This window comes from Geobacter sp. (assembly GCF_027327745.1).
GTDB lineage: Bacteria > Desulfobacterota > Desulfuromonadia > Geobacterales > Geobacteraceae > Geobacter.
The window spans coordinates 14,361-40,106 of record NZ_DAHVYG010000002.1 but is presented as its reverse complement, the minus strand read 5'-3'; the positions used below and the strand labels follow the sequence as shown (position 1 = coordinate 40,106).

The window sequence follows — 25,746 nt, the reverse complement described above, 5'->3', positions numbered from 1 at the left end:
CAGGGTAAGGAGAGTAGACCATGGACGGATCCACTCACCCGCCGGCCGCCAGAAACGTAACGGCGCTCCTGGCGACGCTGGTCTTCGCCGTCTCCGTGGCGGCCTACGCCATTACGCTGCGAAACGGCTTCGTCTGGGACGATGTAGGAACGCTGACGGGGGGCGGGACAGCCGCCGCGGCCGGTGACCTCTGGGGAGTGATCGTTCGGGGGATCGGCGGCCCCATCGAGGGGAGCGGCTATTACCGCCCCCTGATCGGCATCCTCCACACCCTGGTCCGGATCGTCTTCGGGGACGGGCCCTGGGGGTTCCACCTGCTGAACGTGGCGGTGCACGCCGGCGTCGCGACGGCGGCATTCGGGGTCCTGCTGCGACTTCTTGCGGGAAACGGCACCCCCACCATGCGGGGCGGGATCCTCTCCTGCGCCGGCGCCCTCCTCTTCTCCCTCCACCCCGTTCACGCCGAATCCGTGGCATGGGCCTCGGGAATAACCGATCCGGCCTTCTCTCTCTTCTATCTCACAGCCTTCTGGTGTTATCTCAAGGCCCTCGGAGAGAGGGCGCACCCCGCGCGCCGGACCCGCTTCACCCTCATCTCCCTAGCCTCGTTCCTCCTTGCGACCCTCGCCAAAGAGCCGGGCTTCACCCTGCCGGCGCTGCTGCTCGCCCACGATCTTGCTTTTCCGGAGCGGCTCCCGTCCCGCTCTCCCTCGGGGTTCCTCAGACGTCACCTCCCCTATCTGGCGGTGGCGGCCCTCTCCCTGCTGCTTCGCGCCCATGCCCTGTCGGGCCTCAAACTCGGAGGGGAGAGCCAGCGTCTGGCCCTGGCCGGCAGCGGCGCGACGCTCGACACCGCCGGGTACCTCCTGAACGCCTTCCCCCTCTTCGTGAAGTACATCGCCACCCTCATCCTGCCAACAAACCTCTCCGCCTATTACGAGGTCCCCATGGTCGGCTCCCCGGCGGAGCCGTGGGCCATCCTCGCGCTTCTCGCCGCGCTCTGCTTCGCCCTATCCCTGGGGATCGCATGGCGCAGAAACCGCCCCCTCTTCTTCGCCCTGGCCGCCATGGTGATTCCGCTGCTCCCGGCACTCAACTTCCGCGCCACCGGCACCACCTCTTTCGCGGAACGCTACCTCTATCTCCCTGCCTTCGGGTTCGTGCTCCTCCTCGTCTTCCCGGCGGCGGAACTGTGGCGAAAAAAAGCGGAGAGTGGACGGTACCTCGCCGCGGCCGGCGCCCTGCTCCTGGCCGGCTATGGGGCGGTGACCGTCCCGCGCGGCACCGTCTGGCGCGACAACTACACCCTCTGGTCCGACACGGCAAGAAAGTTTCCCGGCAGCGCCATCGCCCGCTACAACCTGGCCCACGAACTGAAGCAGAGAGGGGAGCTGCGGGAGGCCATCGCCCAGTACCGGGCCGCCATCGAGCTGAGTCCCGGCCTGGCCGACGCCCATATGAACCTCGGAAACATTTACGCCCAGACGGGGTTTCCGAACATGGCGATCGACGAATACCGGACGGCACTTCGGATCAGGCCGGACTACGGGGAGGCGTGCTTCAATCTCGGCAGGGCCTGCCTGGTCCAGGGAAAAACCGGGGAGGCCATCGACGCCCTCTCCCGCTCAGTGGCCGCCGCCCCGGACAACCCCATGGCGCGCAATGCCCTCGGCATGGCGTTCCAGCAGGCGGGAGAGCGGGAGAGGGCAGTGGAACAGTTCCGGGAAGCCGTCCGGCTAAGCACGGCAGACCCCCGCTACCGCATGAATCTCGACAATGCCCTGGCCCGGCGCCGCTGAACGGGGCTGCCGGCAGAAGGGATAAATAAAGGGCCGCCCCCGGGGAGACGGCCCTTTTTTTCGTGCGGCGCACTTTCGGTACTTACGGCCGTTCGACCGCGCAGTCGATCACCGCGTCGACGCGGCGGTTCATCGCCCTTCCCGCCGGGTCGTCGTTGTAGCCGACGGGACGGGTCTCGCCGTACCCCTTGGCGGAGAGGCGTGATCTCTCGATGCCAAATTTCTCCACCAGGTAGTTCATGACCGCCTCGGCCCGGCGCTGGGAGAGCTTCATATTGTAGTCGGCACCGCCGACGTTGTCGGTGTGTCCTTCGAGAACCGCGGTGGTGGTCGGATGCTTCTTCATAAACTCGGCCACCGTGGCGATCTTCGCGTCGTACATCGGCTTGATGACGGCCTGGTCGTGGTCGAACTCGATGTTCAGGGTGATGCAGAGGTACTTGGGAAGCCGTGCATACTGTTCGGCTTCGATAAGGGCGCAGTCGATGATCGCCTCCATCCGGCGGTTTTTCTGGCGCCCCTCTTCCGTGGCGTTGTCGGCGATGGGCCTGGTGTAGCCGTACCCCTTGGCGGAGAGGCGGGATCTCTCGATGCCGTACTTGTCGACCAGGTAGTTGACGACGCTGTCGGCGCGGCGCCGGGAAAGATCCATATTGTACTCGTAGGTGCCGACGTTGTCGGTGTGTCCCTCGATCACCGCCGTGGTGGTCGGGTAGGTCTTCATGAAGTCGGCGACCCGTCCGATCTCCTCGTGGTACTCGGGCCGGATGTCGGCCTTGTCGATGTCGAACTCGATCTTGAGCGGGATGCAGTACTTGACCATCTCCTTCGGTGCCGGAGCGGGTGCCGGCGCCGCCGCAGGAGCGGGAGCGGGGGCCGGCGCCGGAACGGGGGGCGGCACCGCCGCCTTGACCGCGGGTGCCTCGCCGCCGAACTGGAAGTTCACGCCAACGGTGTACTCCCAGTTGCTCGTGGAGTGGTCCGTGACCAGAAGGTGGCGGGCGTCGCCCCGCAGGGCGATCATGTCGGTCACGTAGTACTTGAGCCCGCCCCCCCAGCCGAAGACCGCGTTGGTCCGGTCGTTGTACGGCGAGCCGAGCCTCGACGGGTAGTCGACGGTGATCCCGCCGAAACCGAGGGCGACGAACGGCACGAACCGGCTCTCGGGCATGAAGTGATAGAGCCCTTCGAGGCGGTAACTGTAAGCCTTGGTGTCGTTATCCCCGGCAACCCGCGTCAGCTCCGTGGCGTTGTAGTGGAAAAGCCCTTCGAGCGCCAGATGATCGGTGAAGTTGTATCCTCCCCTCACCCCGTAGATCGGCCGGGTCCGCAGGTGCTCGGTCCCGTCGAAGGTGTAGCCCCCAACGAACGGCTCTACGTAGAAAGAGCCGGTCTTTACCTCGGCGAAAGCCGTGGTGGCTAGACTCGCCAGCAGCAACGCCGCGCCTGCTATGGCTATCTTTCTCATCTTCATGCCCTCCATGTAACGTCAGATGCTCCCCTTGTGACGATTAAAACGCGATAATACATCAAGCCTAACTGATTGCCGGCAGTTGTCAAACGCCGCACCGTTTCTCCGACGCCTCCCTTCAGGACGAAGGGCCGAAAGTGATTGACAAGGAGAGAACCGTTCCGGTATGAATGGCCACGCATCTTACATCAGAGCGCCGCGAAGGAGACCCGGATGACCCTTCTCGACACGATCCTCGACGCGAACAGGAAATTTGTCCGTCCCGGAGCGTTCCCTCCCCTTCCGAAGAACCCGAAGAGGCAGTTTGCCATCTTCACCTGCATGGACACCCGTCTCGTGGATTTCCTCGAACCGGCCATGGGGATCAGGCGTGGCGACGCCAAGGTCATCAAGAACGCCGGCAACACGATCATCGACCCCTACGGCGGGGTGATGCGGAGCCTTGTGGCAGCCGTCTTCATGCTCGGGGTCGAGGAGATCTTCGTCATCGGCCACCAGGACTGCGGCATGGCCTCCGTGGACGCCGTCGACCTGAAGCGGCGGATGATCGAGCGGGGAATCGATCCCCGGGAGATCGAAACCCGGGTCCCCGACCTCGCCCAGTGGATGGGGGCCTTTTCCTGCCCCGAGGAGAACGTCGCACGGGTGGTCGGCATCATCCGGGAAAATCCGCTGATCCCCCGGGACGTGCCGGTCCACGGCCTGATCTTCTGCCCCAACGACGGCCATCTGGACATCGTGGTACGGGGTTACTGAGGAGCGCCATGAGCACGAACGCCCCCCCTTTCCTCACGGCGGAACTGGAGCAGATTCCGCTTTTCCGGTTCGTTCCCCTGGAGTGCATCGAGGGGATCCTGGAGCATTGCACCGTCACGGAGCTCGACGGCGGCGAGCGCTACGAGCCGTCCCTGCCGCTGGACCGCGGCCTCCACCTCCTTCTTTCCGGCCGGCTGGCCCTCCACTACGACGTGCGGGAAACTGACGCCCCCCTCCACCTGGCGACGGGAGACATCGTCGGCGAGACCTTCGCCGCCGGCGAACCGGGAGTGCCGTGCCTGCTGGTGGCGGCCGGACCGTGCCGGATCATGGTCATGGAGGAGGATCTCATCTGGTCCCTCGCCCAGGCCTCCCATGCCGCCGCCTGCAACCTCCTCGGCGTCCTGCTCCGGCGCCGCCACGACGCGGAGCGCGAGAGCTTCACCGGCACCGTCCACGAATACGCCCTCCACGACCAGGGGATCGTCGACCCCCTCACCGGATTCCAGACCCGGCGCTGGCTCGAACGGGTCCTGGAGCGCCAGGTGGCCCGCGCTGAGGCGAGCGGCAGCCCCCTCTCCCTCGTAATGGTCGACATCGACCGGTTCCGCAGCTTCAACGAAGAGCACGGCCGCTTCGGCGGCGACCGGGCGCTCCACGCCGTGGCGAAGACCGTCCGCAACTACCTCCGCCCCACGGAACTCGTGGCCCGTTACAGCGGCGACACCTTCGCCATCCTCCTCCCCGAAACCGACTCCGACACGGCCGCCATGATCGCCGAACGGCTCCGCCGGCGGATGCTCGACACCGTCATCGACCTGCAGGACGGCCGGATGCTCCCCCCCCTCTCCATCTCCGCCGGGTATGCGTCACACCGCTCCGGAACGGAAAGCAGCGAGCTGGTCTCGGCAGCCCTGTCCGCCCTCGACCGGGCCAGGGCCGCCGGAGGGAACGCCGTCTCCCCCTGAGCCGTATACGCATTGGCTTATCCGGCGGCGCCGTGCTATACTCGGCTTTCTTCGCCTTCGGAATCACGGGCTTCCATCGGATTTCCCCGCAATCGACCGGGATTACGCTGCCATCTTCCTCCCCTGGCACGGGACCGAGGAAAAGGAGAGCAGATGAACGCTTCGCGCCTCATGGAGATCGAGCGCTTCGCCCAGGCCCTCGTCAAGGGTGCCGCCATGCAGCTTTACCTCACGCCGAAGCCGGGGCTCGTGGACCTTGCCGACTGCGGTTCCCACCCCGATCTCTCCCTGGCGAAGATGGAGCGCTCCCTCCACATCATCGGCGACTACCTGGCGGAGACGATCCGCTCCCTTGCCGACGGCGAACGGTTTCTCTGCCAGGCGGTCATCGGCCGCCGCGCCGAGCAGGTGATGTTCGACGAGCTCGGCACCAACACCCACAAGGGGTATATCTTCCTGAGCGGGCTCCTTCTCATCGCCCGCTGGCATGCCGGCTCCGACGACAGGGATCGCCTCGGCAGGGCCGTGGCCGCCATGGCGCGGGAGTACTTCGCCGTAAGCGAAGAGCAGGAGAGCAACGGCCGGACCGTGCGCAAGCGCTTCGGCGCCGGCGGCATCGTCCGGGAATCCCTTGAGGGGTTTCCCTCCCTCTTCTCGTGCGCCGTTCCGGCGTACCTCGACGCCATCGAACGTGCCGGCTGCTTTACCGCCGCCTCCTTCACCGTGCTTGCCCGCCTCATGCAGCGGGTCGAGGACACCACCGCCCTGCACCGCTGCGGCACCATGGGTCTTGCCCGGATCAGGCGGGACGGCCAGTTCCTGGAGAAGGCCATCGCCGAAGGGGCCGATTTCATGCCGATTCTCACGGAAATGAACCGCGAGTACGTCCGGATGGACCTCACCATGGGAGGGGTTGCGGACATGCTCGGCCTTGCCTACGGCTACCTGACCGCCACCGGGCTCCTGGCCGGCAACCCCGACAACTCCCACCGCCCGCGCCCCCTCACCCTGCACCGCTGCGCATCGGGCTCCTGACCGGCCCGCCCCCTCCGCACCATGCTCCTGAGGCTCTTCCTCCTCTTCTCCATCGTCCCGATCATCGAACTCTACCTCCTCATCAAGGTCGGGAAACTGATCGGGGCGCTCCCCACCGTGGCCCTCGTCCTTGCCATCAGCATGACGGGGGCGTGGCTCGTCCGCGCCCAGGGCTTCGCCATCCTCTCCCGCATCCGCGCCGACCTCGCCCAGGGACGCCCCCCCGCCGCCGGCCTCCTCGACGGGGCGCTGGTCCTCTTCGGCGGCCTTCTTCTACTCACCCCCGGATTCTTCACCGACTTCCTCGGACTCTTCTTCCTCATTCCGCCAACCCGCGCAATCATCAAGCAGTTTCTCGGCCTCTGGCTGCAGAAGAAGCTCGCCGGCGGCCAGTTCGTCATCAAGCGGTTCTGATCGGCCTCTTGGGCCTGAATCCGTAACGGCCAGGCACTTCCAAAATTATTCTTGTCATATAATAAAAAAGCGTTATACTGACAAAAAAGGCAACCACGTTGACGCATTGCACCCCCACGGCAATACCTACTACCTCCAATTCAAGATAGCGTTTTATTAGCTTTACCCCAAACCTCGGCAACAGAAGGCCATCTGGCGTGCCCCCTTTTCCCTTCCATTCATAATGCGAAGGAGGTTGCAGGATGTCGGATCGAGTCTCGTTTCTTGAAGCCCGGGTCGTGGAGTTGACCGCGGAGCTTCGCACCCTCACGGCGCGCGTGGACGAAATGGCGGTGCAGAGGGGAATGGCATCGTCGCCGACCGTGCAGACCCGGCAGACCCAGCCTGAACCAAGACCGGCCTTTGCACCCGAACCCGAGTCGGCCTCCGAAGAGATTCTTTCATGGGCCGGCAAGAAATCACTTCTCCCCCGTCTCTCCACTCTCTGCTTCGTGCTCGTACTTGCGCTAGTGCTCCGCACCCTCACCGACAGCGGCATCGTCGGCAAGCAGATCGGCTCGTTCATCGGGATGGGGTATGCCGTCATGCTGATCGGCTTCGCCTGCGCCCTGTATCTCAGAAAGAGCCCCCTGGCACCCGTATTCGCCATCAGCGGCCCGGCACTCCTGGCAACCATTGTTCTGGAGGTCCATGCCCGCTTCGCCTCGCTCCCCACCATGCCGGCCTACGGAGTCCTGATTGCCGCCGGCATCACAACAGCCGTCATCGGCCACATCTTCCGGGTCGCCATCCCGGTCATTGTCGGCACCCTCGGGCTCTGTCTGGCAGGCGCCGCCATCGACTACCCCAACCCCTTCTTCCCGATGCTTGGCATGCTGCTTCTGACGGCCAACCTTCTCGGCACCTTCGCAACGAGGCTCCATCGCTGCTCGTGGCTGCGCTGGATACTGCTGACCGTCACCCTCTTCATGCTGGTGCTCTGGGCGACCAAGCTCGGCATGGCACTCAGGGGAGCCTCACCCGTGCCGCCATCCCTGGCTGCCACCTGGTTCCTGCCGACCATCGCGCTCTTCATGGTCACCTTCGTGGCCACGTCGCTGCTCGGCATCCTGACGAGCGGCCAGGAAAAGATTTCCCGCTTCGACCTGACCCTGCCGACCATCAATGCGGTCTGGGTCTTCCTCTCCGCGGCGTATGTGGTTTCGTCCATGGGGAGAAGCCTTGCGGTCCACGGCGCTGTCGGCATAGCCGCAGCCCTCGGGCACCTGGGAGTCTGTGTCTGGCTGGCAGGGAAGTCTCCCGAACGGGCCCGCGGAGCAAGCGCCTTCGCACTGGCCGGCAGCGCCCTTCTGGTCATGGCTCTCCCCCTGGCACTCAACAGTTCAATCATTCCACCGGTCCTGCTGGCCGCAACGGCCTTCGGGCTGGCGTTCATATCCCACCGCTGGCAGCGGGGAGGCGTGCGTGCCGTTTCGTACTTTCTCCAGGGGCATGCCTGCTTTGTCTTTCTTGCGCTCTTCCGGGTAAAGCCCTCCGAAAGCCTCAGCATCGTCGCGACAGTCTCGGCAGCGCTGGTTTCGGTCATCGCCCTGGCCCACCACCGCTGGTGCCGAACCAGCGGGCCTCCGCAGGATTCCAAACTCTTCTCCCGATTCGACCGGCGGGACATCTCCGCATCCATTGTTCTCATGGGAGCGCTGACGGCTGCCTTCTGCGCCCTGCGTTCCGGAGCCTGGCTCGTACTCGGCGGCACGGCATCACCGGCATTCCACAGCGCCCAGACCGTCATCATCACCACCGCGGCAGCGAGCCTCATGGTCATGGGCTTTGTCAGACACGACAAGGAACTGCGAAACGTCGCCGTCATCGTCACCCTGGTGGCGCTGGTAAAGGTTTTCTTCCACGACTTCATGTCCATGAAGGGGATGCCGCTGGTCATCGGCATCTTTTCCTTCGGCATCGCGGCAGCGGTCCAGTCGGTGGTCCTGGGCCGCTGGCAGTCCCGCACCTCCCGGGAGGCCCATGCAGCCACCGACGGGGTTGCCCCACCCTCTCACCTCAAGGAGATCAAGGATCACTGATTCAGCAGGCTGTTGATACTTTTCTCCGCAGTACTGGATGCCCGCCCTCTGCTCCGGGCGGGCATCACCTTTTTGCTCCTTCCCTCTGCCTCCCCATTGCATCACCGTCGGATTGCGATACGCTTACTCCTGTCGGCCCAATCTTATCTTCGCGCTGGAGGACCACAGCCATGAAGGTTCTCGTTCTTTTCTACTCCATGTACGGCCATATCTACCGGATGGCCGAAGCGGCGGCCGAGGGGGTCCGGGAGGTCCCGGGGGCCGAGGCTTTGCTCCACCGGGTCCCCGAGACCCTGCCGTCCGACGTCCTCGAAAAGATGGGGGCCATCGAGCCCCAGAAGGCGTTTGCCCACATTCCCGTCGCCACGGTGGATGAGCTGGCCGCCGCCGATGCCGTGATCTTCGGCACCCCCACCCGCTTCGGCAACATGTGCGGCCAGATGCGCCAGTTCCTCGACGCCACCGGCGGACTCTGGATGAAGGGGTCCCTCGTCGGCAAGGTGGGAAGCGTCTTCACCAGCTCCGCCACCCAGCACGGCGGGCAGGAGTCGACCATCCTCACCTTCCACACCTTCCTCCTCCACCAGGGGATGGTGGTCGTGGGCCTTCCCTACGCCTTCGCAGGACAGATGCGCAACGACGAGATCACCGGCGGCTCCCCCTACGGCGCCTCCACCATCGCCGGCACCCGTGGGGAACGGCTGCCGACGGAGAACGAGCTCGCCGCGGCCCGCTTCCAGGGGAAGCACGTGGCAGAAATAGCGGCGAAGCTCAGAGGATAGGGGAAACAGGGAGGTTCCCCATGCCTTTCATCCGCTGGTTTTCAGAGATCACCATTGCCGACGTCCCCCTCGTGGGGGGGAAGAACGCCTCCCTCGGAGAGATGTACCGGGAGCTCCGCCCCCTGGGGGTGAAGATCCCCAACGGCTTTGCCGTCACCGCCGAGGCCTACCGGCACCTGCTCCGCTCCGCCGGCATCCTCTCGGAACTGGAACGGCTCCTCGCCGGGCTCGACAAGGGGAACGTGGCCGATCTGGCGGTCCGGGGAAGGCGCCTGCGGGAGCTCGTCTACGGCGCCCCCCTCCCCGCCCCCCTCGCCGTCGAGATCGCCGCCGCCTACCGCCGGCTCTGCGTCGAGTACGGCGAAGACTGCGACGTGGCGGTCCGCAGTTCCGCCACGGCCGAGGACCTCCCCACCGCCTCCTTCGCCGGCCAGCAGGAGTCCTACCTGAACATCCGGGGCGAAGCCCAGCTCCTGGACGCCTGCCGCCGCTGCCTCGCCTCCCTCTTCACCGACCGGGCCATCTCCTACCGGATCGACCAGGGGTTCGACCACCTGAAGGTCGCCCTCTCCGTCGGGGTCATGAAGATGGTCCGCTCCGACCTGGCAGCGAGCGGCGTCATCTTCACCCTCGACACCGAGAGCGGCTTTCGGGACGTCGTCATGGTCACCGGCGCCTGGGGGCTGGGGGAGAACGTGGTCCAGGGGGCCGTGAACCCGGACGAATTCACGGTCTTCAAACCGACGCTCCGCCAGGGGTTTCGCCCCCTGATCCGGCGCAGGCTCGGCGAGAAGAAGATCCGGATGATCTACGGCAGCGGCACATCCAAGGAGCTGACGAAGAACGTGGAGGTGCCGAAGGAGGAGCGGCGCCGGTTCTGCCTCACCGACGACGAGGTACTGGTACTCTCCCGCCAGGCGCTTCTCATCGAGGAGCACTATTCGAAAAAGAGCGGCCGCGACACGCCGATGGATATCGAGTGGGCGAAGGACGGGGAGAGCGGGGAGCTCTTCATCGTCCAGGCCCGCCCCGAAACGGTCCAGTCCCGGAAACGGCTCGACTTCCTGGAAACCTATATCCTGGAGCGCCGCGGCGACATCCTTTGCAGCGGCACGAGCGTGGGGGAGAAGATCGCCGCCGGCCCGGCCCGGGTCATCACCGACATTCACAGGCTGAACGACTTCCGGCCGGGGGAGGTCCTGGTGGCCGACACCACCACCCCCGACTGGGAGCCGGTCATGAAACAGGCGGCGGCCATCGTCACCAACAGGGGGGGGCGCACCTGCCACGCCGCCATCGTCAGCCGCGAACTCGGAATCCCCTCGGTGGTCGGCACCGGCGACGGCACCACCCGGATCGCCACCGGCAGAGAAATCACGGCAAGTTGTGCCGAAGGGGACGTGGGGCGGATCTACGACGGCATCCTCCCCTTCCGGGTGGAGCAGGTGGACCTCGCCGGGATGGAACGCCCCCGGACAAAGATCATGATGAACCTCGGGAACCCGGAGGAGGCGTTCTCCCTCTGCAGGATCCCCAACGACGGGGTGGGGCTCGCCCGGATGGAGTTCATCATCACCAACCACATCAAGGTGCACCCCATGGCGCTCGTCCATCCGGAGCGGGTGGCGGACGAGGCGCAGCGGCGCGAGATCGGAGAGCTCACGGCCGGTTACCCCGACATGCCCGCCTACTTCGTGGAGCGACTCGCCGAAGGGATCGGCACCATCGCCGCCCCCTTCTTCCCCAAACCGGTCATCGTCCGGATGAGCGACTTCAAGACCAATGAGTACGCCTCGCTCCTGGGGGGACGCGCCTTCGAGCCCGCCGAAGAGAACCCGATGATCGGCTTCCGGGGGGCATCGCGCTACTACGACGAACGCTACCGGGAGGGGTTCGCCCTGGAATGCCGGGCGCTGAAGCGGGTGCGGAAGGAGATGGGTCTCACGAATGTCATCCCCATGATCCCCTTCTGCCGTCGCGTGACGGAAGCGGAAAAGGTCCTGGCGGAGATGGCGAAAAACGGCCTCGTCCGGGGGGAGAACGGCCTCGAGGTCTACGTCATGTGCGAGATCCCCAACAACGTCATCATGATCGACGAGTTCTCCCAGCTCTTCGACGGCTTTTCCATCGGCTCCAACGACCTGACCCAGCTCACCCTCGGCGTGGACCGGGATTCTGCCCTGGTGGCCCACGTCTTCGACGAACGGGACCCAGGCGTCATGCGCCTCATCTCGCAAGTGGTGGAGGGGGGGCGCCGCAACCGCCGCCACAGCGGCATCTGCGGCCAGGCGCCGAGCGACTACCCGGAATTCGCCGCATTCCTCGTCAAGCAAGGAATCGACTCCATTTCGCTCAACCCCGACTCGGTCCTGAAGATCACCCTGCGGGTGCTGGAGATGGAAAAGGAACTGTCCCGAGAGCAGAAAGAAAGGAACCCGCAATGTCCCTGAAAGAAAAGAAGGTGGTGGTGATCGGCGGCAGCTCAGGCATGGGACTCGCCGTGGCGAAGATGGCAGCTGCAGAAGAGGCCGAGGTGGTGATCGCCAGCCGTTCCCTGGAAAAGCTCCGGCGGGCCGACGACGAAATTTCCCAGCCGGTGGAGACCCGCTCCCTGGATGTGACCCTGGAGCATGACGTCAAGGGGTTCTTCGCCGACATCGGCGAGCTGGACCATCTGGTCGTCACCGCGGCCACCGGGGTGGCGGGGAGGTTCCTGGAGCTCGACACCCCCTCCTTCCGGCAGGTCTTCGACAGCAAGTTCTGGGGGCAGTATTTCTGCGCCCGCTACGGGGCGCAGCGGATCAGGGAGGGGGGCTCCATCACCCTCTTTTCCGGCGTCGCGGCGGCGAAGCCGGTAGCAGGGCTCTCGGCCTACGCCGCGGTGAACGGCGCCGTGGAGGCTCTCTGCCGGAGCCTCGCCGTGGAGCTGGCGCCGCTGCGGGTGAACGCCGTCTCCCCGGGGATCGTCGACACCCCCGCCTACGCCGACATGAACCCCTTCGAGCGGAAGAAGATGTTCGACTCCCTGGCCGCCCGCCTCCCGTCCCGGCGGATCGGCCGCCCCGAGGACGTGGCCGCCGCGGTGATCGAGCTCATGAAGAACGGCTATGCCACCGGCTCCGTGCTCTGCGTGGATGGCGGGTACCGGCTGGTGTAGGACCGAACATCATGCACTGAAATTAAATTTCAGCACCACCCTTGACGTGTAATTACGGCTAGTTACAGTTAACGAGTTGACGCATTGTTTGATTTATAGGAATGCCGCCTGCAGGAAACAGGCATTTTTATTTCATGTGAGCCTTTGCGTCAGAGCATGCTTCGAAAAGAGGCTTTCAAGTGCCTGAGTTCTCAGTTGACAAGAGAGGCGGGTTTATTTCTGCACTCGAACGACTATTCCGCACCTATTTTCCGTTGAAGAGTAGGGGCGGAATCAGCTTTATTGCCATTGGCATGCGAGCGACTTTGCCGTACCGAAAATTGGGATTCCTTAGAATCTTGAAAAAATGTCTCCAGTTATCGCATTTACTACTCTTCAATCTTAGAGATTTTATCAGATTTGTTAAAGTAATTACCCTTACAAATGTCAAGTATCTTGTTTGGCATCACCCTGAAATTGTTTTATATTCCTTGTCAGATTCATATCTTGCGCTATCGCTTAACGCCAAATCCCGCCTGGCTATACTTCTTAATCTCGTGGCACTTTCAACCGCTCTGGCGGCCCAGATCGCCTTCACGGGGCAGCTCGTTCCGCAGCAGCTCAGCCAGCATGCCCTTTCAACCGCTCTGGCGGCCCAGATCGCCTTCACGGGCCTCCTCGCGGTGAAGTAGCCGCCGCTTCCGGTATAATATTCCTGAACACATCCGAGGTGCCCCGCGGTGACGATCCCAATTATCGCCCGATGCGGGGCACGCTCCACGAGAGGTACCCGATGGGATGCGGCAGCAACGGAAACGAATGGACCCTGATCGAAACGCTCATGCCCAAGGACACTAACCCGGGGGGGTCGATCTTCGGCGGGGTGCTGATGAGCCTCATGGACAAGGCGGCCGTCATCGCCGCCTGGCGCTACGCCCGACGCGAGGTGGTCACTGCCGGGGCGGAGGAGATCTCCTTCATCCGGCCAGTACGGGTGGGTGAGGTGGTGAAGGTCTGCGCCCGGGTGGTCAACACCGGCCGCACCTCCATCGACCTGGACGTGGTGGTGGAGGCCGAGGATGTCCAGGCCGGCGCGAGCGCCGTGGCGGCCCGGGGGTTCTTCACCATGGTGTCCCTGGACCGGGAGGGGAAGCCGACGGAGGTCCCGCCGTGGGAGCCCCGCACCGACGAGGAACGGCGCCGCCGCGACGAGGCCCGGGAGCGCCGCGCCCGGCGCCGGCGGAAGTAAGAGTGCCGGAGGCTCTCGACCATGACCCCCATCGCAACCGATGACATCAGGAATTCCGCCGTCCGCATCATCATCAGGCTCGCCCTCGGGAACTATCTCCTCCGGGGCCCGGGTGGCAACATCCTCGAACTGGAATCGCGGGTCGCCTGGGCAACCGCCGTCAATGAGCTGCAAAACGAAGGGTACCTCATGGTGACCCCGCAGGAGTACGCCGCCGCCAGCGGCCTTACCGAAGCGGAGGTCGTCGAGCAGGTCGAGGACGAAGGGAGCCTCTTTGCGCTTTTCTTCCCCTCCGAGGGGGAACAGGGGATGGTCGTGCCGCTGGAGCGGGAGGTGAAGGAGCACCTCGGCCCCCTCCCTCTCTGAAACCCACGAGCCATGTGCCTCATCCTCTTCGCCCTTGAGGCGCATCCCCGCTACCGCCTGGTGCTGGCCGCCAACCGGGACGAGTTCTATGACCGCCCCACCGCGCCGGCCTCCTTCTGGGACGATGCTCCACAGGTCCTGGCCGGGCGCGATCTGACGGGAGGAGGAACCTGGTGCGGGATAACGACGGGGGGAAGGATCGCCGCGGTGACCAACTACCGGGATCCGCGGACGTACCGTGAAGGAGCACCCTCGCGGGGGCGTCTCGTGGCCGATTTCCTGCGGGGGGAGATGACGCCCGCCGCCCTGCTGGAGCGGTTGCATCGGGAAGGGAACAGCTACAACGGTTTCAACCTGATTTTCGGCGACGGCAGTGAACTTCTCTACTTCTCCAACCGGGGAGCGCTCCCCGCCAGAGTGCCGGCGGGGATCCACGGCCTCTCCAACCACCTTCTCGACACACCGTGGCCCAAGGTGGCGCGAGGGAAGGAGGCGCTGGCGAAACTCCTGGCTGCCCGGGACGAACCCGCCCCCGACGACCTCTTCGCCATCCTCGCCGACCGCACCCCGGCCCCCGACCATCTCCTCCCTGACACCGGCGTCGGGCCTGAGCGGGAGCGGCTCCTCTCCCCCCTCTTCATCGCCACTCCCACCTACGGCAGCCGCTCCTCCACGGTGATCCTCATCGGCCGCGACAACACCTGCACCTTCGTGGAACGAAGCTTCAACGGCGCCGCCGACCACCCCCGGACCGTAAAGTTTCGCTTCACCATCGCGTTACCAGTGACCTTCCCGGTGAGGTGACGACGGCCGGCCCGTTCACTTCATCCCCGGCATCGCCGCCACCGGTCCCGTTTACATCCTCCACACATTGACGATGGCTAACAATACGTTATACTGGCCCAACGCAAAGGGTACTTAAGCGACTTCAAGGGAGCGGAAGCAAGAGGAGGGGACCGTCATGCGCTATGTTCTTCTTTCCGTGCTATTAGTCATGCTTGCTTGCCCGGTCCTGGCCGGGGAGATCAGTCTGCTCGGCGGTTACGGTGTGACGAACAATCCCACACAGAAAGCCAGTGCCTGGCAGGTGGAATACATGGAAGGGCTCGGCGAGCATTTCGCCTGGAGCCTTTCGTACCTTAACCAGGGGCATTTTGTCGAACACCACCGCGACGGCAACGCCGTCAATCTGTGGGTCCGCGCAAGCCCGTTCCACCCGCAGCTTTCCCTGGCCGCCGGAGCTGGAGCAGTGTTTTACTACGATACCATCATCCCTTCATCCGGAGCCCCCGCCTCTGATTTTCACGGGTGGGGAACCATGGTCAACGTTGCCGCGAACTGGTACACAAAGAGCCGCTTCATTTACGAGCTGCGCGGATCGTGGGTCAGGGGAGGACAGAGTTTCGACACACTGTCGGTGCTTGCCGGCATCGGCTACCAGCTCGATGCGCCGTCCACTCCGGGCCCTCTCGCCAAAGCTCCTCCGCAGACCGAACTAACAACAAACAACGAGCTGACGGTCTTTGGCGGCGAAACAGTCGTGAACATTCCCGCCCCTGCAGGCAGCGGGCGTTCCCGCGCCATCGCCCTCGAATACCGGCGCGGGCTCTGGCGGTACGTGGAGTTGACGGTAGGAGCCCTCTACGAAGGGAGAAACGCCCTGATCGACCGGTACGGGCTGACCACCCAGCTCTGGTTGGCAAAGCCCTTTCTTCATGACCACCTGGCTCTCGGAGCCGGCTTAGGCGGCTATTTCGCCGTCGACGGTCGGCGCGGCAACAACGGTCGCTACGGTGACGTATTTGTATCCGAAATAGCCTCGCTGACGGGGAGTTATCGAATCAGCCAACACTGGCACATCCGGGCGACCTGGGACAGGGTTATCTCCAGCTACGACCGGGACAGCGACATATTCCTGGGTGGCATCGGCTACCGGTTCTGAAGCTTGATGGCAGAAGTCCTCTATTGCGGATGGATGATCCGTGACAGTGGAATGTCGGCAACCTGCACCGCCAGGTGGAATCACCTCCCATCTTCAAATCTTCAGGGCCCGACCCGACAAGTTCTTTTCATTCGGTTTTCTCCTTGTCGCGCAAATAATATCATTGCAATTTCGGATTTACACTCCGATTTTACAATGATATTATTTTGCCATGATTACTCGTCCTCGTTATCTTGCCCAGGTTTCGGCCGCATTGCAGCGCTCGCCGGTGACAGCACTGCTTGGTCCACGTCAGTGCGGAAAGACCACGCTGGCGCGGATGCTTGCCGAGCAGCGGGAAGCCCATTATTTCGATCTGGAATCGCCCATGGACCGGCAGCGGCTGCAGAACCCGGAGCTTCTGCTCGGGGCGCTCTCCGGGCTGGTGATACTGGATGAAATCCAGCTGGCGCCGGAGCTGTTCGGCGTCCTGCGGGTTCTGGCCGATCGCCCCGGACAAGCGGCCCGCTATCTGATCCTGGGGAGTGCCTCGCCCCAGATTATCCGGAAGGTTTCGGAAACCCTGGCTGGCCGCATCGAATTTATCGACCTCACCGGGTTCGACCTAACGGAAATTCCTCCGAAAGACGGTGACCGGCTCTGGCTGCGCGGCGGCTTTCCCCGCTCCTTTCTCGCCGACAGCGAAACAGACAGTCTGGCTTGGCGGGAAGGATTCATCCGGACCTTTCTGGAACGGGACATCCCCCAATTGGGAATATCGATTCCGGCAACGGCCATGCGCCGCTTCTGGACCATGCTGGCCCATCTGCACGGGCAAACATGGAACGCCTCGGAACTTGGGCGTTCCATGGGGCTGTCGGACAAAACGGTCCGCCACTATCTGGACATCCTCTCCGGCACCTACATGGTCAGGCAACTGCAGCCCTGGCACGAAAACCTGAAGAAACGCCAGGTCAAGACCCCCAAGGTTTATCTGCGCGATAGCGGCCTTCTGCACAGCCTGCTCAGCATCGGCAGCCGGCATGATCTATTGGGGCATCCGCGGCTCGGTGCCTCCTGGGAGGGGTTCACCCTGGAACAGGTTTTATGTGTTCTGCGCCCCGTCGAGGCTTATTTCTGGGCCACGCAAGGCGGTGCGGAACTTGACCTGCTCTTTTTTTCGGGGGGGCAACGCTTCGGCGTGGAGTGCAAATTCAACGAGGCGCCCAAGGTGACCAAATCCATGCACAGTGCCTTGGCCGATCTCGGTCTGCGGCACCTCTGGGTTGTCTATCCCGGCGGCGTCCGCTACCGCGCCCATGAAAAGATCACCATCCTCCCCCTGACCGAGATCGCCACCTTGCCGGAGGAAATAACGATCGACTGAGGAGCATGCATAGGGCACAGCACCCTCAAGCCGCCACCCTCTACCGGTTTCCCCAGGCAATAATCTTCAAATCTTCAAAACCCGACAGATTTTCAAGGACTTGGAGAGGGAGATAACGATCACCTTCCGGGAAGCACTCCCTCCCTTTACCCGTCCCCCCGCACGAGCTCGATCACCGTCACTTCGGGCGGGGCGAAGAAGCGGATCGGGGGGCCCCAGGTGCCGGTTCCGCGGCTGACGGAGAGGAGTTCGCCGCCGGCGAGGCGGTGGAGGCCGTCCATGAGGGGGTAGAAGAGCCGGACGACGAGGCCGAAGGGGAAGAGCTGGCCGCCGTGGACGTGGCCCGAGAGCTGGAGGTCGAAGAGGCCGAGGGCGACGGGGTCGATCGTCGGCCGGTGCTTGAGGAAGAGGGTGAAGCGGTTGCGGGGAAACGCCGCCAGGAGCGCCCGCTCGTCGGCGCCGCGGAACTCGCCGAAGGACTTGCCGGCGGGGTCGTCGACCCCGACCACGTTCAGCACCCCCGCCACGGTCTCCCCTTCTCCCCGCAGGACGCGGAAGCCGGCGCGCCGGGTGAACTCCAGGGCCTGGCCAAGGCCAACGAAATACTCGTGGTTGCCGGTGACGGCGAACTTGCCGTAGCGGGGGTGGATGGAGGCGAAGAGGTCCATGAGGGGGGCGATGTCGTTCACTTGGCCGTCGACGAGGTCGCCGGTGCAGACGAGGAGGTCGGGGTTAGCGGCCCGGACGGCCGCCAGCATCCGGCGGAGACGCTCCTCGCGGACAATGAGCCCCACGTGGACGTCGGAGATCTGGGCGATGGTCAGCCTTTCGACGCCGGGGGGGAGCTTCGGGGTCCGGATCGTGATCCGATCGGTCCGGATGGCGAGAGCCTCGTGGTAGCCGTAGGCGGCGGCAAGAAGGCCGTAAGTCGCGGCGATGCCGAAGACCGGCAGGTGGGGGAGGCGGAAGGTTGCGAATTCCCGGCGGGCGACCAGCTCGCCGAACCGCAGCAGCAGGTGCCAGCAGTCGACCAGGAGCGAGCAACTGAAAAAGAGAAAGAGAAACCCCATCCAGCAGTAGCCGCTCCAGGCGAGGAGCCGGGCCGGCTGTTCCAGCCCCTGCCGCTCGGCGATCCGGACGAGGATCGGGGCGGCGGCCATGAGGACGAGGAAGAGGGCCAGGGGCACTCCCACCGCGGGACCGAAGCCGAAGACGGCCCTTGCCTTGGTGTAGAAATAGAGGTGGGTTCCGCCGTATATGAGGAAAAATGTAGCCAGGAAGATGGACATCGCTCTCTCCTCCCATTGTGCCCGCCCGGAAACTCTACCACATTGACGGTTTACTTGCGAGACGGCCGCGTGCTATAAGACATTCATCCTTTCTCATCACGGCATGGTGCGCACGTGAAAACTCCCCGCTACTCCCGCCGCTTCGTCGTCCCGGATATCCACGGCTGCAGCAGGACCCTCGACCGGCTCCTCGGGGAGGGGATCGGGCTGAACCGCCGCGACGACCTCTATCTCCTCGGCGACTACATCGACCGGGGGCCGGGGAGCCGGGAGGTCCTGGACATCCTCCGGGGGCTGGTCCTGAAGGGGTACCGGGTCTGGCCGGTGCGGGGAAACCACGAGGAGATGTTCCTGAACGGCTGCCACGACCGGGAGCTCTTCCGGCTCTGGATGCTGAACGGCGGCGGCGCCACCCTGGCGAGCTTCGGCGTGGAGGATCCCTGCGAGGTCCCTCCCGTCTACCGGCGCTTCGTGGAGGAGATGCCCTTCTACCGCCTCCTCCCCGATTTCGTCCTCGTCCACGCGAGCCTGAACTTCGCCCTCCCCGACCCCTTTGCCGACCGGGAGGCGATGCTCTGGAGCCGCTCCCTGGAGGTGCGGCGGGAGAAGATCGGCGGCCGCCGGCTCATCGGCGGCCACACCCCCATGACCCGGGAGGCAATCGCCCGGGGGCTCGCCACCGACCGGATCGTCCTCGACAACGGCTGCGTCTATGCCGGCGAGCCGGGGATGGGGAGCCTGACGGCCCTGGAGCTGGACGGCATGACCCTCACTTTCCAGGAGAACATCGACCTATGAAGCACTTCCGCAAGGAGCCGCCGGCGGCGTGAACACCCTCACCGCAAAAAATTTCACCATCTTCGTCATCCCCGCTGCGCTGCTGGCGGCGACCTTCTGGCTCATGCCCCGGGTGACGGAACTTCCCCCGGCGCGGCTGGAGCTCCTGGGGCACCTCCCCTACCTGGCGATCGCCCTCGGCACGATCCTCTCCCTCCACTTCCACCGGGGGCGCGCCTTCTTCGTCTTCCTTCTCCTAGCCCTTTCCTGCTGGAGCTTTCAGCGCCACCTCACGGGGGCACCCCGGGGGATCGAGGCGACGGTCCTCTTCCAGGCCGTCACCTTCCTCGTGCCGCCCAACATCGCCCTCTTCGCCCTGATGCGGGAACGGGGGATCGTCACGGTGGCGGGACGGATCCGCCTCGCCTTCCTGGCGGCCCAGACCCTGTTCGTCTGGTGGGCCATGGCGCCGGGACACGTGGCGGTGCAGCAGTTCCTGGCCTGGCAGTTCACCACGGGCGGTTTTCCTGCCGGCTCCCCCCTCCCCCAACCGGCCCTGCCGGCCATCGCCCTTTCCGGCGCCGTGGTGGCGGTGCGGGCAAGCCTGAAGCAGTCCCCCATCGACAGCTCGTTCCTCGGGGTCCTGGCCGCCTTCACCGTGGCGTGCAACGGGGTTGCCCACCCCTACGTCACCCCCGTCTTCATGACCGCCGCTGCCGTGATCCTGTCGCTGGGGGTCCTGAAGGATTCCTACAACATGGCGTTTCGGGACGAGCTGACCGGTCTCCCCTCGCGCCGGGCGCTCAACGAGCAGCTCTCCTGGCTCGGCCGGCGCTACTGCGTCGCCATGGTCGACGTGGACCACTTCAAGAAGTTCAACGACACCTACGGCCATGACGTGGGGGACCAGGTCCTCCGGCTGGTGGCGTCGAAGCTGCGCGGCGTCGGCGGCGGCGGAAAGGCCTACCGCTATGGCGGAGAGGAGTTCACCATCCTCTTCCCCCGCAAGGGGCGCGACGAGGTCATGGCCCACCTGGAGGAGCTGCGCGGCATCATCGCCGATTACCAGATGCGGCTGAGGGGAAACGATCGCCCCTCCTCCTGCCGGGAGGGAAAGAGGCAGCGCAGCAGCGCCCCCCCCCGGAGTCAGGGTACCGTCTCGGTCACGGTCAGCATCGGCGTGGCCGAGAGCGGCGGCGACCGGCGCCGTCCCGACGATGTCATCAAGGCCGCCGACCAGGCCCTCTACCGCGCCAAGGGGCGGGGGCGCAACCTGGTGAGCGTCTGACCTCCCTTCGCCGATTGCATTCACGCCCCTCCCAGCTATACTTTTCTGGTTGACGATCGTCACCGAGGCTTGACAACCAGCGGACCACGGAGGGGACCATGAAACGCAGCGTCATCGCACTGGCAACACTGGCGGCATTCACATTCACCACCCTCACGGGGTGCGTCACAGTCCCCGAGGAGCACAAAGGGGCGGCCAAGGGGGCCGGCTACGGCGCCGCGGCCGGGGCCATCGCCGGCGCGGTCCTGGCGGGCGAGGGGTCCAGGACGAAGGGGGCGGTCCTCGGCGGCCTCGCCGGCGCCCTCATCGGCGGCATCGTCGGCAACTACACCATCGACAAGAAGCAGACCGCCGAGCAGACGGCGGCCCGCTACAACTTCCAGCCCTCCTCCGGCACCATGGTCCGGATCGAGAACGCGAGCGTCACCCCCACGAGCGTCCGCCCCGGCGAGAAGGTGGAGATCCAGACCACCTACGCCCTCCTCATCCCCACCGCCAATGCCCAGACCAGCGTGACCGAATCGGTGGAACTGCGCCATGAGGGAGACCTCGTCGGCAACCCCCAAACGATGGTCACCCACGGGGGCGGCACCTATACTTCCACCATCCCGATCGTCCTTCCCCCTGACGCCAAGACGGGGACCTACCGGGTCACCGCCACGGTGAAGACCGAGTCGGCGAGCGACACCCGCGAGACGACCTTCACGGTCCGCTAGGAGTCTGTCGGACTTAGGGAATCGTAGCGAGAGAATGGCAGATCGAGGACAGATTTCCGGGAATTTGAAGGCGAATAGTGGTTCTATTCGTCAAGAATTCCCGGGAATATGGGCCGATTTGCCGTTCTCGCAGTAGATTCGTTCCTAAGTCCGACAGACTCCTGGCACTCCCGCTCCACGCGACTCTCCACCATCCGGCCGACCCGACGCCCCGCGCGCGAGGACAGCGGCCGCGCTGCTCCGTCACCGGCGCCAGTCGATCGCGCGCCGGCGCTCGGAGACGGCAAGGAGGTTCCAGCATGATTTCCTTTACGGTGAACGGCAAACGACAGCAGGTGAATGTCCCCCCCGACACCCCGCTCCTCTGGGTGATCCGGGAACAAATCGGCCTCACCGGGACCAAGTTCGGCTGCGGCAAGTCCCTCTGCGGGGCCTGCACGGTCCACCTGGACGGCCGGGCGATCCGCTCCTGCGTCACCCCGGTTTCGGCCGTGGCGGGGAAGAGCATCACCACCATCGAGGGAATCCCCGAGGATCACCCGGTGAAGCAGGCGTGGATCGCCGAGGACGTCCCCCAGTGCGGCTGGTGCCAGCCGGGGCAGATCATGGCCGCCACCGCCCTGCTGGCGGAAAACCCCAAGCCCGACGACGCGGCCATCGACGACGCCATGTCGGGGATCCTCTGCCGCTGCGGAACCTACCGGCGGATCAGGAAGGCGATCCACCGGGCCGCCGGGATGAAGGGGAAAGGAGGTACGCCATGAGCGGGAGCACTGCCATAAGCCGCCGCGCGTTTCTCAAGACCGGCGCCGTCCTGGGGGGCGGGCTGATCATCGGGGTGCACCTCCCCCTCGGCGCCGCCCTGGGAGTGCAGCCCCCCGAGGAGACCTTCGCCCCCAACGCCTTTCTCCGGATCGGCTCCGACAATTCGATCACCGTGATCGTCAACAAGTCGGAGATGGGACAGGGGGTCTACACCGCCCTGCCGATGATCGTGGCCGAGGAGCTGGAGGTCGACCCGGCGGTAATCCGGGTGGAGGCGGCGCCGGTGGCTCCGGCGTACAACCACGCCCTGTGGGGGATGCAGGTGACCGGCGGGAGCACGAGCGTGCGTACCGAGTGGGAGCGCCTCGCCCAGGCCGGCGCCGCCGCGCGCCAAATGCTGACCGCCGCGGCGGCCGGGACCTGGCAGGTAAAGCCGGCAGAGTGCCGGGCCGAAAACGGCCAGGTCATCCACCTTCCCACCGGGAGGCGCCTCTCCTACGGCAGGCTCGCCGACGCGGCCTCCCGGCTCCAGCCGCCGAAGAGCGTCACCCTCAAGGGGCCAAAGGAGCAGAAGGTCATCGGCCGGGGGGTGAAGCGCCTCGACACCCCGGCTAAGGTGAACGGCACCGCCCCCTTCGGCCTCGACGTCGCCGTCCCCGGGATGCTGACCGCCGTGGTGGCCCGGCCGCCGGTCTTCGGCGCGCGGGCGAAGCGGATCCGGGAGGACCTGGCGGAGAAGGTCCCCGGAGTGAAGCGGATCCTCCCCATCGACGCCGGGGTGGGGGTGGTGGCCGAGAGTCTCCCGGCGGCCCTGAAGGGGCGGGAAGCCCTGGAGATCGAGTGGGACGAGGGGCCCCTGGCGGGGCTAGACAGCGCCCGCCAGCGGGAAACGTACGCGGAGATGGCGAAGAAGCCGGGGGCCGTGGCGGCCAGCCGCGGCAACGCCGATGCCGCCCTGGAAAAGGCGGCGAAGCGGATTGACGCGGTCTACACCCTCCCCTATCTGGCCCACGCGCCGATGGAGCCCCTGAACTGCGTGGCGAGCGTCCGCCCCGACGGGTGCGACATCTGGGTCGGCACCCAGATGCAGACCGGCGACCGGGACGCCGCGGCAAAGATCACGGGGCTTCCCAAGGAGAAGATCAGCCTCCGGACCATGTTCCTCGGGGGCGGCTTCGGGCGGCGGGCGGTCCCCGACTCCCACTTCGTGCGGGAGGCGGTGCAGCTCTCCAAGGGGATCGGCAAGCCGGTGAAGGTGGTCTGGACCCGGGAAGACGACATCCACGGCGGGTGGTACCGCCCCTCCTCCTACAACGTGCTGGCCGCGGGTCTCGACCGGGCCGGGATGCCGCTCGCCTGGACCCACCGGATCGTCTGCCAGTCGATCATCACCGGGACCCCCTTCGAGGGGGGGATGCTGAAGAATGGCATCGACGAAACCTCCGTCGAAGGGGCCGCCGACTCCCCCTACGAGGTCCCCAACTTCCGCTGCGACTACCACATGGCCCCGGCCGGGGTGCCGGTCCTCTGGTGGCGCTCCGTCGGCCACTCCTTCACCGCCTTCGTCAAGGAGAGCTTCATCGACGAGCTGGCCCACGCCGCGGGGCACGACCCGTACCGCTACCGCCGCGCCCTCCTGGCGAAGCACCCCCGGGTCGCCGGGGTCCTCGACCTGGCGGCGGAAAAGGCCGGCTGGGGAAAACCGCTCCCGGCGGGACGGGGGCGGGGGATCGCCGTCCATGAGTCGTTCGGCAGCTTCATCGCCCAGGTGGCGGAGGTTTCGGTGAACGGGGAGGGAGAGATCAGGGTCCACCGGGTGGTCTGCGCCGTCGACTGCGGCCGGTTCGTAAACCCGGAGATCATCGCCTCCCAGATGGAGTCGGGGGTCGCCTTCGGCCTCTCGGCGGCGCTGCACGGCGCCATCACCTTCGCCAACGGCCGGGTCCAGCAGTCCAACTTCTACGACTATCCCATCATCCGGATGCGGGAGATGCCGGAGGTGGAGACCCACATCGCGAGAAACGGCGAGAAACCGGGCGGAATCGGCGAGCCGGGGGTCCCCCCCATCGCCCCGGCCGTGGCGAACGCCCTCTTCGCCTTGACCGGCGCGCGGCTGCGGACCCTGCCGCTGACGCCGGAGCGGGTACGGGAGGCGATGGGAAAAGGATGAGCGATCACGCCCTTTATCGGGAACTGATCCGGCTCGCCGAGGCGGGGGTGCCGGCGGCCCTGGCGACGGTGGTGGAGACGAGCGGGTCGAGTCCGCGCAAGGCGGGGGCGAAGATGCTCGTCCGCCACGACGGCACGACCCTCGGCACCGTGGGAGGGGGCCGGGTGGAGCTGGAGACGGTGGCGGCGGCCCTAGCGGCGATCCATGAGGGGAGGCCCCGGACGGTGGCTTTCACCCTCACTGAGGAGCACGGCCACGTCTGCGGCGGCCGGGTCCTGGTCTACGTGGAGCCGTCCGCCAGCCGGCCCCGCCTCATCATCGCCGGGGCCGGCCATATCGGGAAGGCCCTCGCCCGGGCGGCCTCCTTCGCCGGCTACCGGGTCACCGTGGCCGACGACCGCCCCGGCTACGCCGACCGGGAGGAGCTCCCGGGAGCCGACGAGGTGCTGACCGGCGAGTACGACGGGCTCTTCGAGCGGATCGCCGTCGACGGGACCACGGCGGTCGTCATCGCCACCACCGGCTTCGAGAAGGATTTCGCCGCCGTGCGGGGGGCACTCCGGACCCCGGCCCCCTTCATCGGCCTCATCGGCAGCGCCCGCAAGCGCGAGGCGCTCCTCCGGACCCTGGCGGACGAGGGGTATCCGCCGGAGGAGATCGGCCGCGTCACCATCCCGGTAGGGCTTGCCATCGGCGCCGAGACCCCCGAGGAGATCGCCGTCAGCATCGTCGCCCAGTTCATCGAACGAAGGAGGCTCCATGCAGGTATCGGCACTGCTCCTGGCCGCCGGGAACTCCCGGCGGATGGGGGTCTGCAAGCAGCTGCTGCAGCTCGCTGACCGCCCGGCGGTCGCCCACTGCATCGAGACCCTCGTTGCCGCCGGCATCGGGGAGGTCGTGGTGGTGGTCGGCTCCCGGGGAGACGCGGTGGCGGCGGCCGTGGCGGGATATCCGGTGACGGTGGCGGTCAACGTCGGCGAGGAGTGCGAGATGGCCGACTCGGTCCGCACCGGCCTCGCCCATCTAAGCGGCGGGACCTCGGCGGTGCTCGTGGCGCTGGCCGATCACCCCCTGGTCAGGCCCGACACGGTCCGCTCCCTCGCGAAGCTGCACCGGGAGGAGCCCGACGCCATCATCATCCCGGTGCACGACGGGGCCAAGGGGCACCCGACCCTCTTTCCCCGCGCCGTCATCGCCGAGATCGGGTCCCACCCCAACCTCCGGGAGCTCATCGCCCGGCACCGGGAGAAGGTCCGGCTGGTGCCGGTGGCCGACGAGGGGGTGGTGATGGACATGGACGTGTGGGACGACTACCTGGTCATGGCCGAGCGGTTCGGCGCCGGGATGTGATACGAAGGGCAGGCGGAAAAAGGAAA

General features: G+C 65.7%; 24 protein-coding genes. 22 read left to right on the top strand and 2 right to left on the bottom strand.

Going from position 1 to position 25,746, the window contains the following annotated elements; all coding sequences use genetic code 11:
- The first annotated feature begins 20 nt into the window (after window positions 1-20).
- Window positions 21-1,799 carry a tetratricopeptide repeat protein gene (locus tag M6689_RS00280; RefSeq protein WP_298266496.1) on the top strand — a complete coding sequence of 593 codons (1,779 nt, stop codon included), beginning with the start codon at window positions 21-23 and terminating at the stop codon, window positions 1,797-1,799.
- Between the two features lie 82 nt (window positions 1,800-1,881).
- Here the strand turns inward: M6689_RS00280 and M6689_RS00275 are convergent, their stop codons facing one another.
- Entirely contained in the window at window positions 1,882-3,267 is a 1,386-nt protein-coding gene (locus tag M6689_RS00275; RefSeq protein WP_298266494.1) for an OmpA family protein, read from the bottom strand.
- Window positions 3,268-3,483: 216 nt separating this feature from the next.
- On the opposite strand from M6689_RS00275, the gene M6689_RS00270 reads away from it, so the two are divergent.
- The 14 genes from M6689_RS00270 to M6689_RS00205 all read left to right on the top strand — a co-directional run bounded on the left by M6689_RS00270 (window position 3,484) and on the right by M6689_RS00205 (window position 17,365).
- Complete coding sequence (locus M6689_RS00270; protein WP_298266492.1) at window positions 3,484-4,026, top strand: carbonic anhydrase; 543 nt, start codon at window positions 3,484-3,486, stop codon at window positions 4,024-4,026.
- An 8-nt stretch (window positions 4,027-4,034) separates the two neighbouring features.
- Window positions 4,035-4,994, top strand: coding sequence for a diguanylate cyclase (locus M6689_RS00265; RefSeq protein WP_298266491.1), 960 nt, complete (start codon window positions 4,035-4,037; stop codon window positions 4,992-4,994).
- 153 nt (window positions 4,995-5,147) lie between these two features.
- A complete protein-coding gene (locus tag M6689_RS00260; protein WP_298266489.1) occupies window positions 5,148-6,029 on the top strand; it encodes a triphosphoribosyl-dephospho-CoA synthase in 882 nt (293 codons plus the stop codon).
- Between the two features lie 21 nt (window positions 6,030-6,050).
- Window positions 6,051-6,443, top strand: coding sequence for an FxsA family protein (locus tag M6689_RS00255; protein WP_298266488.1), 393 nt, complete (start codon window positions 6,051-6,053; stop codon window positions 6,441-6,443).
- 242 nt (window positions 6,444-6,685) lie between these two features.
- Window positions 6,686-8,524, top strand: a complete 1,839-nt coding sequence (locus M6689_RS00250; RefSeq protein ID WP_298266486.1) for a hypothetical protein — start codon at window positions 6,686-6,688, stop codon at window positions 8,522-8,524.
- A 170-nt stretch (window positions 8,525-8,694) separates the two neighbouring features.
- Complete coding sequence (gene wrbA, locus M6689_RS00245) at window positions 8,695-9,306, top strand: NAD(P)H:quinone oxidoreductase (RefSeq protein WP_298266484.1); 612 nt, start codon at window positions 8,695-8,697, stop codon at window positions 9,304-9,306.
- 20 nt (window positions 9,307-9,326) lie between these two features.
- Window positions 9,327-11,756, top strand: a complete 2,430-nt coding sequence (gene ppsA, locus M6689_RS00240) for a phosphoenolpyruvate synthase (RefSeq protein WP_298266482.1) — start codon at window positions 9,327-9,329, stop codon at window positions 11,754-11,756.
- Window positions 11,747-12,463 (top strand): SDR family oxidoreductase, encoded by a 717-nt coding sequence (locus M6689_RS00235; RefSeq protein ID WP_298266481.1) that lies wholly within the window; start codon window positions 11,747-11,749, stop codon window positions 12,461-12,463. Before ppsA ends, M6689_RS00235 begins: the two co-directional genes overlap by 10 nt.
- Window positions 12,464-12,999: 536 nt before the next feature.
- Window positions 13,000-13,134: a hypothetical protein gene (locus M6689_RS00230; RefSeq protein ID WP_298266479.1), complete on the top strand. Its 135-nt coding sequence runs from the start codon at window positions 13,000-13,002 to the stop codon at window positions 13,132-13,134.
- 101 nt (window positions 13,135-13,235) lie between these two features.
- Window positions 13,236-13,691 (top strand): acyl-CoA thioesterase, encoded by a 456-nt coding sequence (locus M6689_RS00225; RefSeq protein ID WP_298266477.1) that lies wholly within the window; start codon window positions 13,236-13,238, stop codon window positions 13,689-13,691.
- Window positions 13,692-13,712: 21 nt separating this feature from the next.
- Window positions 13,713-14,057, top strand: a complete 345-nt coding sequence (locus M6689_RS00220) for a hypothetical protein (protein WP_298266475.1) — start codon at window positions 13,713-13,715, stop codon at window positions 14,055-14,057.
- A gap of 12 nt (window positions 14,058-14,069) precedes the next feature.
- Complete coding sequence (locus M6689_RS00215) at window positions 14,070-14,861, top strand: NRDE family protein (RefSeq protein WP_298266473.1); 792 nt, start codon at window positions 14,070-14,072, stop codon at window positions 14,859-14,861.
- 190 nt (window positions 14,862-15,051) lie between these two features.
- Entirely contained in the window at window positions 15,052-15,999 is a 948-nt protein-coding gene (locus M6689_RS00210; RefSeq protein WP_298266471.1) for a hypothetical protein, read from the top strand.
- A gap of 211 nt (window positions 16,000-16,210) precedes the next feature.
- Window positions 16,211-17,365: an ATP-binding protein gene (locus M6689_RS00205; protein ID WP_298266469.1), complete on the top strand. Its 1,155-nt coding sequence runs from the start codon at window positions 16,211-16,213 to the stop codon at window positions 17,363-17,365.
- Window positions 17,366-17,511: 146 nt separating this feature from the next.
- Here the strand turns inward: M6689_RS00205 and M6689_RS00200 are convergent, their stop codons facing one another.
- Window positions 17,512-18,654, bottom strand: a complete 1,143-nt coding sequence (locus tag M6689_RS00200) for a metallophosphoesterase (protein ID WP_298266468.1) — start codon at window positions 18,652-18,654, stop codon at window positions 17,512-17,514.
- Window positions 18,655-18,768: 114 nt separating this feature from the next.
- On the opposite strand from M6689_RS00200, the gene M6689_RS00195 reads away from it, so the two are divergent.
- From M6689_RS00195 to M6689_RS00165, 7 genes are all read left to right on the top strand, one after another.
- Window positions 18,769-19,452, top strand: coding sequence for a metallophosphoesterase family protein (locus tag M6689_RS00195; protein ID WP_298266467.1), 684 nt, complete (start codon window positions 18,769-18,771; stop codon window positions 19,450-19,452).
- A gap of 28 nt (window positions 19,453-19,480) precedes the next feature.
- The gene (locus M6689_RS00190; RefSeq protein ID WP_298266466.1) at window positions 19,481-20,719 is read left to right on the top strand and encodes a diguanylate cyclase; all 1,239 of its coding nucleotides are present in this window, start codon (window positions 19,481-19,483) and stop codon (window positions 20,717-20,719) included.
- Window positions 20,720-20,817: 98 nt separating this feature from the next.
- On the top strand, window positions 20,818-21,435 hold the full coding sequence (locus M6689_RS00185) for a glycine zipper domain-containing protein (RefSeq protein WP_298266465.1): 618 nt from the start codon (window positions 20,818-20,820) through the stop codon (window positions 21,433-21,435).
- Between the two features lie 299 nt (window positions 21,436-21,734).
- Window positions 21,735-22,199: a (2Fe-2S)-binding protein gene (locus M6689_RS00180; protein WP_298266464.1), complete on the top strand. Its 465-nt coding sequence runs from the start codon at window positions 21,735-21,737 to the stop codon at window positions 22,197-22,199.
- On the top strand, window positions 22,196-24,370 hold the full coding sequence (locus tag M6689_RS00175) for a xanthine dehydrogenase family protein molybdopterin-binding subunit (protein ID WP_298266463.1): 2,175 nt from the start codon (window positions 22,196-22,198) through the stop codon (window positions 24,368-24,370). Before M6689_RS00180 ends, M6689_RS00175 begins: the two co-directional genes overlap by 4 nt.
- The gene (locus M6689_RS00170; protein ID WP_298266461.1) at window positions 24,367-25,209 is read left to right on the top strand and encodes an XdhC family protein; all 843 of its coding nucleotides are present in this window, start codon (window positions 24,367-24,369) and stop codon (window positions 25,207-25,209) included. The genes M6689_RS00175 and M6689_RS00170 overlap by 4 nt, the downstream gene beginning before the upstream one ends.
- Window positions 25,130-25,720, top strand: coding sequence for a nucleotidyltransferase family protein (locus M6689_RS00165; protein WP_298266459.1), 591 nt, complete (start codon window positions 25,130-25,132; stop codon window positions 25,718-25,720). The genes M6689_RS00170 and M6689_RS00165 overlap by 80 nt, the downstream gene beginning before the upstream one ends.
- Window positions 25,721-25,746: the final 26 nt, after the last annotated feature.